The sequence below is a fragment of the Larkinella harenae genome, assembly GCF_054780515.1.
This window is the reverse complement of sequence record NZ_BAAGWE010000006.1, coordinates 348943-364811: the sequence shown is the minus strand read 5'-3', so window position 1 is coordinate 364811 and position 15869 is coordinate 348943. Positions and strand designations below refer to the sequence as shown.

At 50.6% G+C, this 15869-nt stretch carries 15 protein-coding genes; 10 read left to right on the top strand and 5 right to left on the bottom strand.

Annotation, left to right across the window (positions count from 1 at the left end; genetic code table 11):
* Nucleotides 1-4 precede the first annotated feature (4 nt).
* The 3 genes from ACYVH9_RS25175 (at nucleotide 5) to ACYVH9_RS25165 (ending at nucleotide 2619) form a co-directional block, all read left to right on the top strand.
* Nucleotides 5-1348, top strand: coding sequence for a dihydrolipoamide acetyltransferase family protein (locus ACYVH9_RS25175; RefSeq protein WP_460639190.1), 1344 nt, complete (start codon nucleotides 5-7; stop codon nucleotides 1346-1348).
* Nucleotides 1349-1483: 135 nt separating this feature from the next.
* Entirely contained in the window at nucleotides 1484-2095 is a 612-nt protein-coding gene (locus ACYVH9_RS25170) for a hypothetical protein (protein ID WP_460639189.1), read from the top strand.
* Nucleotides 2092-2619, top strand: coding sequence for a 5' nucleotidase, NT5C type (locus ACYVH9_RS25165; RefSeq protein WP_460639188.1), 528 nt, complete (start codon nucleotides 2092-2094; stop codon nucleotides 2617-2619). Before ACYVH9_RS25170 ends, ACYVH9_RS25165 begins: the two co-directional genes overlap by 4 nt.
* Nucleotides 2620-2690: 71 nt before the next feature.
* On the opposite strand, the gene ACYVH9_RS25160 is transcribed toward ACYVH9_RS25165, so the two are convergent.
* The 5 genes from ACYVH9_RS25160 to ACYVH9_RS25140 form a co-directional block, all read right to left on the bottom strand.
* Entirely contained in the window at nucleotides 2691-3503 is an 813-nt protein-coding gene (locus ACYVH9_RS25160) for an acyl-CoA desaturase (protein ID WP_460639187.1), read from the bottom strand.
* Between the two features lie 115 nt (nucleotides 3504-3618).
* The gene (locus ACYVH9_RS25155; protein WP_460639186.1) at nucleotides 3619-4296 is read right to left on the bottom strand and encodes a DUF4159 domain-containing protein; all 678 of its coding nucleotides are present in this window, start codon (nucleotides 4294-4296) and stop codon (nucleotides 3619-3621) included.
* Nucleotides 4293-4994 carry a 16S rRNA (uracil(1498)-N(3))-methyltransferase gene (locus ACYVH9_RS25150; protein ID WP_460639185.1) on the bottom strand — a complete coding sequence of 234 codons (702 nt, stop codon included), beginning with the start codon at nucleotides 4992-4994 and terminating at the stop codon, nucleotides 4293-4295. Before ACYVH9_RS25150 ends, ACYVH9_RS25155 begins: the two co-directional genes overlap by 4 nt.
* A 15-nt stretch (nucleotides 4995-5009) precedes the next feature.
* Complete coding sequence (locus tag ACYVH9_RS25145; RefSeq protein WP_460639184.1) at nucleotides 5010-5579, bottom strand: hypothetical protein; 570 nt, start codon at nucleotides 5577-5579, stop codon at nucleotides 5010-5012.
* Between the two features lie 93 nt (nucleotides 5580-5672).
* On the bottom strand, nucleotides 5673-6881 hold the full coding sequence (locus ACYVH9_RS25140; RefSeq protein WP_460639183.1) for a M28 family metallopeptidase: 1209 nt from the start codon (nucleotides 6879-6881) through the stop codon (nucleotides 5673-5675).
* Between the two features lie 186 nt (nucleotides 6882-7067).
* Here ACYVH9_RS25140 and ACYVH9_RS25135 point away from each other — a divergent pair, with 186 nt between their 5' ends.
* The 7 genes from ACYVH9_RS25135 to ACYVH9_RS25105 all read left to right on the top strand — a co-directional run bounded on the left by ACYVH9_RS25135 (nucleotide 7068) and on the right by ACYVH9_RS25105 (nucleotide 15816).
* A complete protein-coding gene (locus ACYVH9_RS25135) occupies nucleotides 7068-7262 on the top strand; it encodes a hypothetical protein (protein WP_460639182.1) in 195 nt (64 codons plus the stop codon).
* A complete protein-coding gene (locus tag ACYVH9_RS25130; protein ID WP_460639181.1) occupies nucleotides 7259-7930 on the top strand; it encodes a response regulator transcription factor in 672 nt (223 codons plus the stop codon). Before ACYVH9_RS25135 ends, ACYVH9_RS25130 begins: the two co-directional genes overlap by 4 nt.
* Nucleotides 7931-7983: 53 nt before the next feature.
* On the top strand, nucleotides 7984-9339 hold the full coding sequence (locus ACYVH9_RS25125) for a HAMP domain-containing sensor histidine kinase (protein WP_460639180.1): 1356 nt from the start codon (nucleotides 7984-7986) through the stop codon (nucleotides 9337-9339).
* Nucleotides 9340-9607: 268 nt separating this feature from the next.
* A complete protein-coding gene (locus ACYVH9_RS25120) occupies nucleotides 9608-9883 on the top strand; it encodes a hypothetical protein (protein ID WP_460639179.1) in 276 nt (91 codons plus the stop codon).
* Between the two features lie 156 nt (nucleotides 9884-10039).
* Complete coding sequence (locus ACYVH9_RS25115; RefSeq protein WP_460639178.1) at nucleotides 10040-11122, top strand: efflux RND transporter periplasmic adaptor subunit; 1083 nt, start codon at nucleotides 10040-10042, stop codon at nucleotides 11120-11122.
* Between the two features lie 46 nt (nucleotides 11123-11168).
* Nucleotides 11169-14390 (top strand): efflux RND transporter permease subunit, encoded by a 3222-nt coding sequence (locus tag ACYVH9_RS25110; RefSeq protein ID WP_460639177.1) that lies wholly within the window; start codon nucleotides 11169-11171, stop codon nucleotides 14388-14390.
* Nucleotides 14380-15816 carry a TolC family protein gene (locus ACYVH9_RS25105; RefSeq protein ID WP_460639176.1) on the top strand — a complete coding sequence of 479 codons (1437 nt, stop codon included), beginning with the start codon at nucleotides 14380-14382 and terminating at the stop codon, nucleotides 15814-15816. Before ACYVH9_RS25110 ends, ACYVH9_RS25105 begins: the two co-directional genes overlap by 11 nt.
* The last annotated feature ends 53 nt before the right edge of the window (nucleotides 15817-15869 follow it).

The window sequence follows — 15869 nt, the reverse complement described above, 5'->3', positions numbered from 1 at the left end:
CTCAATGACACTCGTTGACATGGTTATGCCCAAAATGGGCGAAAGCATTATCGAATGTACGGTGATTTCCTGGCTCAAAGGGCCAGGCGACCGCATCGAAGCCGACGATTCAATTCTGGAAGTAGCGACGGACAAAGTCGATACAGAAGTACCGGCATCGCATTCGGGTATTTTGAAAGAAGTACTGGTAAAAGAAGGGGATGTGGTGTCTATTGGTAGCCCCGTAGCCCGCATTGAAGTGGAACAGGACGAAACCGTATCGGCAACCCCTCCGGAAGAGCTCCCCGTGGGCGAAACCCCGGAACAGGACGTGGCCAGTGTGGCGGCTCAACTGGAAGCCGATGTATCGCAGCTTTCCGCTCGAAATCAGGATTTTCCGGAACAATCCGCCCCAGCGAATAATGAAGCCAGCACGGGTAACCGCTTTTACTCTCCGTTGGTATCCAGCATCATCAAAACCGAGGGCATTTCGGAAGAGGAACTGGCCACCATTGTCGGCACCGGCGCCGAACAACGGGTAACAAAAACCGATATTCTGGCGTACCTGGAAAAACGCAAGGAGCAGCCTGCGGCTCCGGCACCAGCCCCGGCGTCGGAAGCGGCTCCGTCTCTTCCCAAAGCCACATCGACCAATGGGCAGAGCGATATTATTCAGATGGACCGCATGCGCAAGATGATCGCCGAGCGGATGGTGGAATCGAAGCGGATTGCCCCCCACGTTTCGTCCTTTGTCGAAACCGACATGACGGTGATTGCCCAGTGGCGCGAACGGAACAAGAAAGCCTTTCAGCAGCAATACGGCGAAAACATCACGTATACCCCGCTGCTCATCGAAGCCGTTGTCAAGGCCATTCGCGATTTCCCGATGATCAACGTGTCGGTAGATGGGGACAAAATTATTGTCAAAAAACCGATCAACATCGGAATGGCCGTCGCCTTGCCGAGCGGCAATCTCATCGTGCCCGTCATTCACGATGCCGATCAGTATAATCTAGTCGGATTAACCAAAAAAGTAAATGACCTGAGCCGGCGCGCCCGCGAGAATAAACTGACGGCTGATGATCTGGCCAATGGCACCTACACGATTTCCAACATTGGTATGTTTGGAAACATCATGGGTACGCCCATCATTGTGCAGCCCCAGGTGGCCATCATGGCGTTTGGAACCATTGAGAAAAAACCGGCAGTGATTGAAACTCCGCAGGGTGACTTGATCGGTATCCGGCAAAAAATGTTCATTTCGCACAGCTATGACCACCGCGTCGTGGATGGTTCGCTGGGCGGGCAGTTTGTCAAACGTGTTTCTGATTACCTGGAACGGTTTGATCCGGATCGCAAACTGGTTTAAAAACCGTCGAGTCAGCGTTTCAGGAATCCGTTTACACAATTCATGGGAAGAAACAGCCAGCTTGTGGTGAATTCACTACGAATTCAGGGTAGGATGATGTAGCTTGAGAGCGTTTTTATAAAATTTCTCACTACAATGATCGCTAAACAAACACTTGCCGGACTTCTTTTTGCATTTCTCTCTTTTTCTTCGGCCTTTGCACAGACCAATGCCCGGGTTGAAAAAATACAGGGCATCGAAACGTACGTGATGTGCGAACCGCTGCGCGCTTACGAAACTGCGTTTGAAATTGCCACCGGCGCCAAAGCGGCCTCTTTGCTGACCGGCGGAGTTGTCAATGAAGGGGTTTCCGATAAGGTCTCCCAATTTGTTCGGCGGGCCAGCAAAGAGGCCAAGTCGAAAAATCAGGAATTTGATGCGGTTGTCATTTCCGGATCAAAAACCGCCGTTGCCATAAAATTTAAAGGCAATGAAGACAAAGGACTCGCCAAGGTGCGGAAAATCGACGGTTTGGCGGTCTACGTGATGAATGAGCCCGTCAACGATTACGAAACCGTGGTGGATGCTTCCGGTGGGGTGAAAGCGAAATCCTACTTTACCAGTGGGCTGGTCAACAACTCGATTGAAGAAGACATTCAGCAATTTGTCCGGCGCGTGAAAAAAGAAGCCGAGGAAGCCAAGAAACCAATTGACGCCGTTGTATATTCAAGCGGAAAAAGAGCTATTGGTGTAAAATTTAAAGAATGAAACCTCGCATTGCCATTGACATGGATGACGTGCTGGCGGATACCGTCGGCAAGTTTATTGCCATCTACCGCCGTGATTTCGACACAACCGCCCTCCCCGACGTTTTTCGGGAAAACTCCTTTCACGAGCTTTTGGAAAAAGACGTGTCCCAACGCTTGTCCGACTACGTTCACCAACCGGGTTTCTTTACCGATATCGAAGTGATGCCCGGTGCGCCGGAAATTACCCGGGCATTGTCCGAAAAATACGACCTCTTCGTTACGTCGGCGGCCATGGAATTTCGCAATTCACTGGCGGAGAAGTACGACTGGCTGGATCGCTACTTTCCGCATATTCACTGGAAAAACCGGGTTTTCTGCGGAGATAAGAGCATCATCCGGGCCGACGTAATGATCGACGATATGCCTTACAACCTCGTTAGCTTTGAAGGCAAAGGCCTGTTGTTCGACGCACCGCACAACCGCGACAATGAAATGTTCCAACGGGTGTTCTCCTGGGAAGAGGTTGCTAAAGTACTGTTGTAAAAAAATAGAAGGCACCAAAAAATCCCGCCAGTCAGACTGGCGGGATTTTTTGGTATTGTTTAAACCCGTTGTTAAGCGGAGATCTTTTCATTCTTTTCAACCAGCCGTTCGTGGCCCGTCTCAAATTCAGCGCTGGTTGCTTTGACAGGACGCATTTTAATGATCCCCAGCGCCGACAGCAACTTGATAACCGGATAAGTCGGGTCCATTTCCCACCATTTAGCTCCGAAATTTGCGGCATTCGGGCGTTTGTGGTGATTGTTCTGGAACAGCTCGCCCATCATCAGCCAGTCAATGAACAGGGAGTTTTTCGATTTATCGTGATTGTCAAAATTCGAGTATCCGTATTTGTGACCACTCCAGTTGACGATAGCACCGTGGATAGGCCCCATCAGGAAATGAATGGGCAGCAGGAAGAAGAACGCCCAGTGCATATCCAGGTAAATAAACGCAAAAATGTAAAACAGCGAATAAACCGTTCCCCAAGCAGCCCGCGAAATCCAGGAATCACCAATTTTTTCGATGGTCTCCCAAACGGGGTAGTTACGATCGAATTTGGCTTCAACCGGACGGGTACGGTTCAGCACGGCATTATAAATATCTTTTGTTTTCCACATCATCGTGAAGACGTTCTTGGTGTGATGCGGAGAGTGCGGGTCTTTAGGCGTGTCACTGAAGGCGTGGTGCATCCGGTGCAATACAGCATAAGCCCGGGGGCTCAGGTACGACGACCCCTGCGATACATACGTCAGGAAATAGAAAAACCGTTCCCAAACCTTGCTCATCGTGAACATTTTGTGAGCGGAATAACGGTGCAGGAAAAATGTCTGGCAGAAGAGAGACAGATACCAGTGAAAAACAAAGGCAATAAGGACTATTACCACAGGCTTAATTTTGTTAAAGGTGAATGGCTAAAAACCAACTTCAGTACAATTCGATTATACAAATCTAACTAATAAAGCGGATAGTTAACCGAAAAAGTCAAAATATTTATTTTTTCTAAAATGCGGTGGTTGAATACTGCAACAGGTTGGCTCCCATGCGTAATGCCTGCTGCCGCGCTTCTTCCGGGTCATTATAAACAGATTGATCCTCCCATCCGTTCCCCAAATCGCACTCGTAACTGTAAAAACAGATTAATCGTCCCTCCCAGATTAATCCAAAACCCTGCGGGGCTTTGCCGTCGTGTTCATGCACCTTAGGCAACCCGCTGGTGAAATTAAATTTCTGGTGATAAACCGGGTGGTTGTAGGGCAATTCGATGAATGTGAGTTCCGGAAATACCTTTTTCATCTCCCGGCGAATAAACTTGTCCAGGCCGTAATTATCGTCGATGTGCAGAAAACCGCCGGACATCAAATACCGGCGCATGTTCTGGGCTTCGGCATCCGAAAAAACAACGTTTCCGTGGCCGGTCATGTGTACGAACGGATACGAGAACAGTTCTGGACTTCCCACTTCCACGATATCTTCCTCGGGAAAGATGTTCATGCGCAGGTTTGCATTGCAAAACTTGATGAGGTTAGGCAATGAGGTCTTGTTGGCGTACCAGTCTCCCCCTCCGTTGTACTTCAGCTTCGCGATCTTGTACGAATACTGGGCACACACCGCCGACGCTGTCAGGATCACTAGTACCAAACCGGCCAAGGCCGTTCCGAAAGCCCGTTTTACTATCATGTAGTCGTATTGATTAGATGGATGGTATGGCAAGCCGCCAAGGCTGCAGTTTCCGTCCGCAGCCGCGTTTTCCCTAAGGTAACCATTTTAAACCCATTTTCCAGGGCCTGGGCGATTTCCTGAGCGGAAAAATCGCCTTCCGGTCCAACTAATACCAAAACCGTACCACCCTTTTCGGCCGTTTTAAACAGGGAGCCGACGGGTTCGTTTTCGGGCAGATGAGCGATGAAACGCTGGTCTGATCCGATCGTCAGAACCGCCTTAAAATCCAGCAACGCGTCAATCCGGGGCATGAACAATTGCAGCGATTGTTTCATGGCCGCAACGGCAATTTTTTCCAGCCGATCCGTTTTTAACTGCCGCCGTTCGGAATGCTGGCCCACAAAAAAGCTTAGGCGATCAACGCCCAGCTCAACGGCTTTCTCCACCAGCCACTCGATACGATCGGCGTTTTTGGTAGGAGCCACGGCCAGTTGAATCCGGTATGGGCGGGGTTCTGCCGTCACGGTTTCAACAATCCGAAACTGGCAACGACGCGGGTCGGCGGTTTCAATGACGCTGCTGTACCGATGACCGTTACCGTCGGTTACTTCAATAACGGCCCCTTTTCCCAGCCGTAGCGTTTTGACGCAATGCCGGGATTCTTCTTCACTTAAAAATGGATTTGCTTCCGCTTCGGGCTGATAAAATAGATGCATATTCGGCCCGGTATTCTATTCTTCCGCTTCTCCGTTGGTAAACGAATACATCGTCTTATCGAGTTTCAACGATTGGTTGTTGAACTTTTCAATAAATTCTTCGATGACTTCGTCGGTAATTTCCTCCACATTCAAACAAACGTCCAGACTGATTCCGTATTCGAATCCCAGGTCGGTTTCAATGTGCTCCTGCACTTTTACGGCTTCCGTTTCTTCAATTTCTTCAATCAATTCCGTCAGGAACAGCTCGATTTCCTCTTCCAGTTCCGGATCGATCCGGTAATCCGGCTTCCGGTCTTCTACCGGAATATATTCAGGAAACGATTTTTTCACTTTCTCCATGGCCATTTCATACACCAGACTGCTGTGGTGCAGCCGCAGCGTATAAATGATGGCGTCATAGATCACTTCCGCACCTTTATGCTGCCCAACAAACTGAACGTGAACACACTCCCCCGAATTCAACACCTCCAGGTCGTCATCCTCATCCTCCACGTAGATAAATGAGCTTCCTTCCTGTTTGCATTCGTCTTTAAGGTGTTGAATCGTTTCCGGCTCATATCCTTCGTTTTTGTACGCGCTCATCTGAGTAGTAATTAAGTTTGTGTGCTAGTTTCTCCGGCAAAACTACGAACCGGCCCACGATTTTCAACACCATAAGCCGCCAGAGTGTTTATTTTACAACCGTTCGGCGGTTATTTCAAATTGCTGGTAATGGCGGACAATCGTTTGCACGGAAAAGTCCACCGCCGTCGGAATCGTTGCTAAATTCGTTCCCATCAGCTGATCTTCCGGCCGACGAATATTGGGCATACGGCCCTGACTGTCCATCGCCGTCAGGGTCATTACCGGGATCTTCCGGCGAACGAACCAGACACTGTCGAAATCAGCGGTATGCCAGCGACCGGGCGTTACGATTCCCTGGAACGGTTTTTCGCTCAGCAACTGTTCCGCGGTGTTCATGAGCGAATTGCTGTATTCAATAACTTCCACGGTTCCGGTATGTTTGATCAGGCGCAACGACCCGTTGCCCAGGGTATCCAGATTTAAAACAACGGTACGGTCCTTAGGCCAGGAGGCCTGGTGCTGATTCAGGTAGTTTCGGGACCCGATCATCCCGGCTTCCTTGGCACCCGTCAGGACCAGTTCAATTTCCAGCCCCGGCAAATAAAGCTGGTGCAGCCGTTCCGCAATAGCCAGGGCGGCTGCAACCCCGGTTGCATTATCACTGGCGCCGTTGGAATAACCGTATAGCCAATAGCCCAGCGTTGCCAGTATGGCCTGAAGCACGAAATAAGCAATCAGCCCGTAGCGAATCCAGGGGAGCCACAGACTCTCCAGCCCCAGTTGTTCGGTCACTAAAACCAGCCCGGAAACCAGCCCGAGCACCAGCGTAATCACCAGAGACGTATGAAACGACAGCAACCCGTCGGTGCGGTACATCAACGAAATCGGCGCTGAGTCGTAATGCGCCATCAAAATAGCTTTCATCACTGGTTTATCCGGATCACCGGCGTACCCAAAACCGTTCTCCCGCCAGCGCCCAATGATGTTGTGTGAAGTGGTTTGTGGTGGCAATTGGGTTACGGGCGAGTACCGCCCGTTGAAATACAACCAGGCCAGCACCACCCACCCCCACCCCCACAGTACGGCAAACCACCCCAGCCAGGGTACCGTAAGCAAGCCCAGAATGAGCCCTCCAACCAGCCAGTAGATGGTTGACACGTTGGTTGGCGGGGTACGAAACGGCTCAATTTGCACCTCCGCCTTTAATTCCTGCAACGTCGCCTTGAGTAGTCTGATAGCCGCAGCCTCCTGAACCGTAGCCGCCCCCCGATGAGGCAGGCGACTCAGTTCACGAATAAACGACTCAACAGTGAATGGCATTCTTGTTTGATTAATGACGTATACTTTTCCGGCACAATCCGGTTGGACAGATTATCCATTTCCCTCTATGGCAAGGTACAGAAACACCTTCTATAAACAAACTCAATCCCTGAAGTCCCCCAAAAACGAACGACTTTTAAAGCTTATTTTCCACTTGTTGCCGGGCAAATACGCAATGCATTAGCCATGATTAGCCCGAAAGTATTCTCTACCTTTGTCAACGGTTTTGCGAAGCCGTACGTGGATTTTACGCCAACCTATACGATCACCGTTATCACACAGGCAACACCGTTTCGGTCGCCCGTGAACGACGTTCGTACAACCCGTGTTCATCCGGAATACAGCCCGCACAATGCCTTAAGCAAGCGCAAGTTTTCATGAAAATCCTTTTAGTTGAAGACGAGGAACGGTTAGCATCTTTCATCCGTAAAGGGATTCTGGCCGAGGGTTACGAAGTTGACGTAGCCTACGATGGCAGTTCGGGGCTCGCTCTGTTTAGTCAGGGCACGTACGACCTTGTCATTCTGGACATTAATCTGCCCCAGATCAACGGTTTTGAGTTGTGTCGGCTGATTCGGTCCGACAACGAGGCCGTTCCGGTGCTGATGCTCACTGCGCTGGATAGCCTGGCCGATAAGTCGGATGGCTTCGACGCGGGAGCGGACGATTACCTGGTCAAGCCCTTTGAATACCAGGAGTTGCTGCTGCGGCTAAAAGCGTTGATGCGCCGGCGGGGAACCAAGCAAAGGCAGCTGCTGCGCCTGGCCGACCTGGAACTTAACCTGGACACGAAAACCGTTACGCGGGCCGGAAAACGCATTGACCTCACCACCCGTGAGTACGCCCTGATGGAATACCTGATGCTGAATAAAGGAAAGGCCATTTCACGGGTTGACATCAGTGAGCGGGTCTGGAACCTGAAACACGACAATAACACCAATATTATTGATGTTTATATCGGTTATTTGCGGAAGAAAATCGACCGGGATTTTTCGCCCAAGCTGCTGCATACCCTGGTTGGAATGGGCTATATCCTCCGCGAGGGCTGACCTGTCTTCCAGACGCTACAAACCGTAAAATTCTGGTTATAGCTTGCTTTTCCATGCTGATTCGAAATCGCCTGACCATTATTTTTACCCTGCTGGCCACCACCATTCAGATCACCCTCTCGTTGCTGGTCTGGTATTTTTATTCGCTGTACCGGCAGGAAGAATTTTACAGCCGACTCGAAGGGAAAGCCCGGGTAACGGGTCGGGTGCTGATTGCCCGGCGCCACTTGCACGACGACTTCTTTAAAAACATGGTGCGCACCGACTTGCTCTCCATTGTGGAAGAGCAAATCAGCATCTACGACAGCCGCCATCACCTCGTTTTTGCCAACCGGACTTTACAGGAAGCCGATTATTACCGGGATAAAATACCGCTCGTTTCCACCAACGCGCCGTATGAGTTTAGGGGCGGTCACCTCGAATCCATCGGAATTCGGTTTGAGGATCGGGGGCAGCTCTTTTACATTTTCGCATCCGGCTACGATCGGATTGGTTTTGCTAAATTAGGATCATTGCAACAAATTCTGCTGCTGGCCAATCTGCTCGGTTTTACGCTCATCGTACTGGCGGGCTGGTATTTTTCCGGGCGGGTGCTGAAGCCCATTTCCCAAATCGTAGACGATGTAGGCCAGATTACCGCCGTCGATCTGCACAAACGGGTTAACGAAGGCAACCGGCGCGATGAACTCGCCCAACTGGCCATGACATTCAACCAGATGCTTTATCGACTGGAAGATGCCTTTATCTCCCAACGAAGTTTTGTGGCCCACGCTTCTCACGAATTACGCACCCCACTGACCAACACGCTGGGAACGCTCGAAACATCCCTGCGGTACGATCAGAATCCGGCCGATTGGCGCAGCAGCATGGAAATCGCCATCGACGAACTGAAAAAAGTGATTGCGCTGACCAACGGTTTGCTGGGCTTGGCCAAGGTTTCGGGCGGTAATGTGGCCCTGACGACAGTACAGGTAGACGATTGCCTGCTCACGGCCATTGAGCAGGTTCAAACCAAGTACCCGGACCGTGCCCTGCCGCTCCAGTTTATCACGGGCGAAGACGAATCGTTTACGGTAAAGGGAAACGCTACGTTACTGACCACGGCCTTCCTGAACGTGCTGGATAATGCTTGTAAATATTCCAGTAAAACCATTTCTGTACAATTGCAATTGACCAATGGGCAAATCACAGTCCGGGTTGTCGATCAGGGCATTGGCATTTCCGAAGCCGATGCCGCCCACATCCTCGATCCGCTTTACCGGGGCAAAAACGTCGGTTTTGTCCCCGGCTACGGTATTGGTCTTCCCGTTACGCATAAAATCATCGATTTGCATCAGGGCACCATTCAAATTTCATCCACAGTCGACCAGGGAACGTCGGTCACCATCACCTTACCGCAGTGGTCCTGACGGTTTTGCGGTTACCTGGATTTGGGGCTGTAGAGCCGGGAAAATTGGCCACACAAAACAATAAATATAATTTTTTTACGAAAGAGTTACTATCACCCTCAAGTCACTATTGCCAAAATCACCGTTAATCTCCTCTTTTATGACACTGTGTATTTATGCCGCTTGTCATCAGCCAACCAGCGTATTAAACTTTTCCAATATCTTTTAATTCACTTCTCACTTTGTTTTAATATCCGGGTGCTTGCTTTGTGGCAAAGCAATTTGATTCATGCCTATGCAACGCCGGAGCTTCCCCTCTATTCTACTGTACGGTTTTGGGTTGGCACTGGCCATTTCACTCGTATTTAACGGATTTCTGTTGCGTGAGCAAACCCGTCGGCAAAACCTGGAAGAATACGGACTTGGCAACACCATTGATCCGGTAGAACATGTCCTTTGCCAACAGCAACTTCTGGATTGCATGCGGGCTAACCAGCAGAAAGACAGTCTGATCCGCCGGTTGACTCAATCACCCAACGCCCCACCCCGCCGGCATAAAGGCTAAAAACCGTACGCGGTCTAAAAGCCAGGTTGCCCATTGATTCGGCCCGGTTCACCATCCATTAAGCGTACTGCCGAAATCTGCTTGAGGAGACGTATTTATCTGGCTTCAAGCCGCTTTTATAAAAAATTATCCAAACAAAATCCGTACTAAAAAACAATGAGAACCATTCTCATGCTGACCAGCTTGTTTGCCTGTTTGTTCCTGACAAGCTGTACAAACCACGAAGAAGAAAAGGAAGAGGAAACCGAATTTATGGTGACCAGTCCGTTGCAGAAAGATACCCTGATCACCCGCGACTACGTGAGTCAAATTCGCTCCATCAGTCACATTGAGATGCGCGCGCTGGAGAAAGGTTACCTCCAGAAGATTTTTGTCGATGAAGGGCAATTTGTCAAGAAAGGACAGCTCATGTTTCAAATCATGCCCCTGCTTTATCAGGCCGAGCAGCAAAAAGCGCAGGCCGAAGCCAATTTTGCCGAAATCGAATACAAAAACACTAAGTCACTGGCCGACAGCAATGTGGTTTCCAAGAACGAGCTGGCTCTAGCAAAGGCCAAATTTGACAAGGCAAAAGCGGAACTGTCGCTGGCGCAGGTGCATTTGGGCTTCACCGAAATACGGGCTCCCTTCGATGGCATTATGGACCGCTTTCAGGTGCGATTGGGAAGCTTGGTCGATGAAGGCGATTTGCTGACTACGTTGTCTGACAACAGCAAAATGTGGGTCTATTTTAATGTTCCGGAAGCTGAGTATCTGGAGTATAAAACCCATGCCCAACAGGACAACCTCAAGCACGTTAACCTGCTCATGGCCAATCAGCAGGTATTTGGCTATCCTGGCGTCGTAGAAACCATCGAAGCCGATTTCAACAACGAAACCGGTAACATTGCGTTCCGGGCTACCTTCCCAAATCCCAAAGGGTTGCTCCGGCACGGCGAAACCGGTAACATCCAGATGACGCTACCGCTGAAAAATGCCATGATCATTCCGCAGAAAGCCACGTTTGAAGTACTGGAAAAGAAATACGTGTATGTGGTCGACAATGACAATAAGATTCGATCCCGGGAAGTCACTATCGCAGCGGAAATGCCCCACATTTTTGTGGTCAGTTCGGGTCTGAAAAAAGATGACAAAATCCTGCTGGAAGGTTTACGGCAAGTCAAGGAGAACGAAGAAATTCATTACAAGTTCGAAAAACCAGCGTCGGTCATTGCTCATTTAGGTCTGTATGCCGAATAAGTTGATCCGCTAACCATCAGACGGCCCACGCCGAGCCCCAAACGATATGTTCAATAAATTCATTCGCAGACCTGTATTCGCCATTGTAATATCGGTCATGATAGTCTTTATCGGTATACTGGCTATCAAGAAGTTACCCATTTCCCAATTTCCGGACATTGCCCCCACAACCGTCAATATCTTCATTGCGTATCCGGGCGCCAGTGCCGATGTGTTGGTTAAATCCACGCTGATTACGCTGGAGCAGGCCATCAACGGGGTTCAGGATATGCGGTATATCGCTACCGACGCCACCAGCGCCGGTGAAGCAACCCTCCGGATTATTTTCGAACCGGGTACGGACCCAAACGATGCCGTAATCCGGGTGAAAACCCGGGTGGACCAGGTGATGCCGCTTCTGCCCGAACTCGTTCAGCGTGAAGGAGTTATTATTACGCCGATTCAGCCCAGTATGCTGATGTACGTCAACTTGTATTCCAAGGACAAGAGCATTGACGAAAAATTCCTGTTCAACTACGCAACCGTTAAAATGATCCCTGAAATTCAGCGGACCAAAGGGGTCGCCCGGGCGCAAATTCTGGGTAGCCGACGGTATGCCATGCGCGTTTGGCTCAACCCCGACCGGATGCGGGCCTACAAAATTTCCACCGAGGAAGTGATGAAGGCACTGGGAGAGCAAAGTATCATTGGTCGGCCCGGCCGGATTGGTCAAAGTTCCGGTATCGCGGCCCAGTCCCTGGAATACGTACTCACCTACAAAGGCCGGTATAGCGAGCCGAAAGAGTACGAAGACATCATCATTCGGGCCAATGCCGAAGGGGAAAGCATCCACCTCAAAGACATCGCCAAAGTAGAACTAGGCAGTGAATTCTTCGATATTTATTCCAACCTGGATGGGCAGGCTTCGGCCGCCATTGTGTTGCGGCAAAACTACGGCAGCAACGCCAGCGATGTTATTGCGGAGGTAAAAACGAAGCTCGAAGAAATGAAGGCTTCTTTCCCTCCGGGTGTGGATTACAAAATTAGCTATGACGTGTCACAATTTCTGGATGCGTCGATCGAGCAGGTTATTCACACGTTGCGGGATGCCTTTATTCTGGTAGCCTTGGTGGTGTTCATCTTCCTCGGTGACTGGCGTTCGACCCTGATCCCGATCCTGGCGGTGCCGGTGTCGCTGATTGGGGCATTTTTTGTTATTCAGGCGTTTGGGCTGTCCATCAACCTGATTACCTTGTTTGCTCTCGTGCTGGCCATCGGTATTGTGGTCGATGACGCCATTGTGGTGGTGGAAGCCGTGCACGCCAAAATGGAAGAAGAACCGCATTTGTCCCCTTACAGCGCCGTTAAAAAGGTGCTGGGCGAAATCAGCGGAGCCATCATTGCCATCACAGCCGTCATGGTATCGGTTTTCCTGCCCATTTCATTTATGTCGGGACCAGTCGGTACGTTCTACCGGCAGTTTTCCATCACGATGGCCAGTTCCATTGTCATTTCGGCCCTGATCGCCCTGACGCTCACCCCCGTCTTGTGTGCCATGCTGCTGAAAAACCATCACGGGCACGCCCAACATGGACACACCCGGAAAAAGAACCTGCTGACGCGGGCACTTGACAGCTTCAACCGGGGTTTCGACAGCCTGACCGGACGGTACGTTGGGTTGCTGAAACTAATCGTCAACCGCCGAGTTCTTACGTGGGTTATCCTGGCCGCTTTCTGCGCTGGCATCGTCTACGAAAATCAAATTTTACCGGCTGGGTTTATTCCAAACGAAGACCAGAGTACGATTTATGCCATCATTCAGACGCCCCCAGGCTCTACACTGGAAAAAACCAACGAGGTGTCGCAGCGGCTTCAGAAGATTTGCGAAGAAGTTCCGGGCATTGAATCGGTCTCTTCCCTGGCCGGTTACGAGATCATGACTGAAGGGCGGGGTTCCAACGCCGGTACGTGTCTGATTAACCTGAAGCCGTGGTCGGAGCGCGATCATAACGTGAAGGAAATCATGGAAGAACTGGAGGTGAAATCAAAGGGGCTTGGCGCTACGGTCGAATTCTTTGAACCACCGGCCATCCCGGGATTTGGTACATCCGGCGGTTTTTCCATGCGTCTGCTGGATAAAAACACCGACACGGACTACAGCGAATTTGACAAGATTAACAAAGAATTTCTGGATAACCTGGCCAAACGGAAAGAGCTCACGGGTTTGTTTACCTTCTTTGCCGCGAATTATCCGCAGTACGAACTGGAAATTGATAACAAACTGGCCATGCAAAAAGGCGTGTCGATCGGAAAAGCGATGGACAACCTCAACATCATGATTGGCAGTACCTACGAGCAAGGGTTTATCAAGTTCAACCAGTTTTTCAAGGTGTACGTCCAGTCTGATCCCAGTTTCCGACGGCTGCCGTCCGATTTGTTGAAACTATTTGTTAAAAACGATGCGGGCGAAATGGTCCCCTACTCGTCGTTCATGACGTTGAAAAAAGGTCAGGGGCCCAACGAGATCACCCGGTTCAATTTGTACAATTCAGCGGCCATTCAGGGGCTTCCGGCGAAGGGCTACACCACGGCTGAAGCTATTCAGGCCATTCGGGAGGTGGCCGCCAAGACACTGCCCAAAGGATACGACATTGCGTTTGAAGGACTTTCTTACGACGAATCCATCCGCGGAAATGAGTCTTTGTACGTTTTCCTGATCGTGGTGGCCTTTGTCTACATGGTGTTGGCTGCCCAGTACGAAAGCTTCATCATTCCCCTGGCCGTCTTGTTCTCACTGCCGGTCGGAATCTTTGGTTCATTCCTGGTGCTCAAGCTCATGGGCTTGGAGAACAACATCTACGCCCAAATTGGCCTCATCATGCTGGTGGGTCTGTTGGGAAAAAATGCCGTGCTGATTGTTGAATTTGCCGTTCAGAAGCGCCAGCAAGGTGCCACCATTCTGGCCGCAGCCATTGAAGGTGCCCAGGTTCGTTTCCGCCCAATTCTGATGACGTCCTTCGCTTTTGTGGCCGGATTGATTCCGTTGATTGTTGCGAAGGGTGCCGGTGCTATCGGAAACCGAACCATTGGCGGATCCGCCCTGGGTGGCATGCTGTTCGGAACCATTTTTGGCGTCGTGATCATCCCCGGATTATACTACATCTTTGGCAACCTGGCCGATGGCCGCAAGCTGATAAAAGGCGAAGAAGAAGATTCGTTGACCGAAGAATTTGTCCATACCGTAGATGTTTTTCCGCAACCTGAAGAAAGTGAAATCAATGAAAAATAAACGAATCGGGCATTGCCTGGGGACGATGACGCTCATTGCCCTCATCAATACCGCTTGCCAAACGCCGGCTTTAGTTACCCGCACCGAAAACAAAACCGTTCCTGCGAGTTACAACAACGTACAGGACTCAACCAACACGGCGAAGGTTCGGTGGAAGGATTTTTTTACGGACCCCTACCTGACTGACCTGATCGATCTGGCGTTGAAAAACAACCAGGAACTGAATATCACCTTGCAGGAGATTGAAATTTCCCGGAACGAAATCAAAGCCCGGCAGGGGGAATATTTGCCCTTTGTGAGCATTGGCGGGGGAGCCGGCATCGAAAAAACGCCCCGGTATACGCGCCTGGGAGCCGTTGAGGCAACGACTGAAATTAAACCCAAAAAAGAAATGCCAGACCCGTTGCCCGATTTTCGGATCGGGGCGTTTGCCCGCTGGGAAGTGGATATCTGGCACAAACTGCGCAACGCAAAGAAAGCGGCTATATCCCGGTACCTGGCTTCCGTAGAAGGCAAAAACTTCATGACAACCAATCTGATTGCCGAAATCGCTAATTCGTACTACGAATTACTGGCCCTCGACAACCAGCTAGCAATCGTTCGGCAGAACATTGACATTCAGAGCAATGCGCTGAGAATTGTGAGAATGGAGAAGGAAGCGACGCGGGTGACGGAACTGGCCGTCCGCCGGTTTCAGGCCCAGGTTCTGAACACCCAGAATCTGCAGTACGATATCCAGCAAAAGATTGTTGAAACCGAAAACCGGATCAACTTCCTGGTGGGCCGGTATCCGCAGCCGGTGCAACGAAACACCCAGGACTTCGAAAAACTGGTGCCAACCGCCATCCAGGCCGGTCTACCGTCGCAATTACTGGAAAACCGTCCGGATGTTCGCCGGGCAGAGCATGATCTGGTTGCTGCGAAACTGGATGTGCAGGTGGCCAAAGCTAACTTTTACCCTTCCCTGGGTATTTCCGCCGGAATCGGCACGCAGGCGTTTAATCCCATTTACCTGGCCACGTTGCCCGAATCCCTGCTGGCTTCGCTGGTGGGTGACCTGGCTGGACCCGTCGTGAATAAAAACGCGATAAAGGCCGCGTATGTTAGTGCCAATGCCCGGCAGATCCAGGCAGTATACAATTACGAGCGGACACTGCTGAACGCTTACGTCGAAGTGGCCAACCAGCTCTCCAAAATTAGCAACCTGGAGAAAAGTTACGAGGTAAAAACCAATGAAGTTCAGGCACTCACCGAGTCGATCACGATTTCAAACCGTCTCTTTAGCTCCGCCCGGGCCGACTACATGGAAGTTCTGCTGACTCAACGGGACGCCCTGGAATCCCGTTTTGACCTGATTGAGACTAAAATGCAGCAATTGAATGCCCGGGTCAGCATCTACCGGGCCCTGGGCGGTGGCTGGAACTAACTGCTTATCTGTGAGTTACCGATGTTACGTTGTCAGTTCAGAGGGCATTGCCC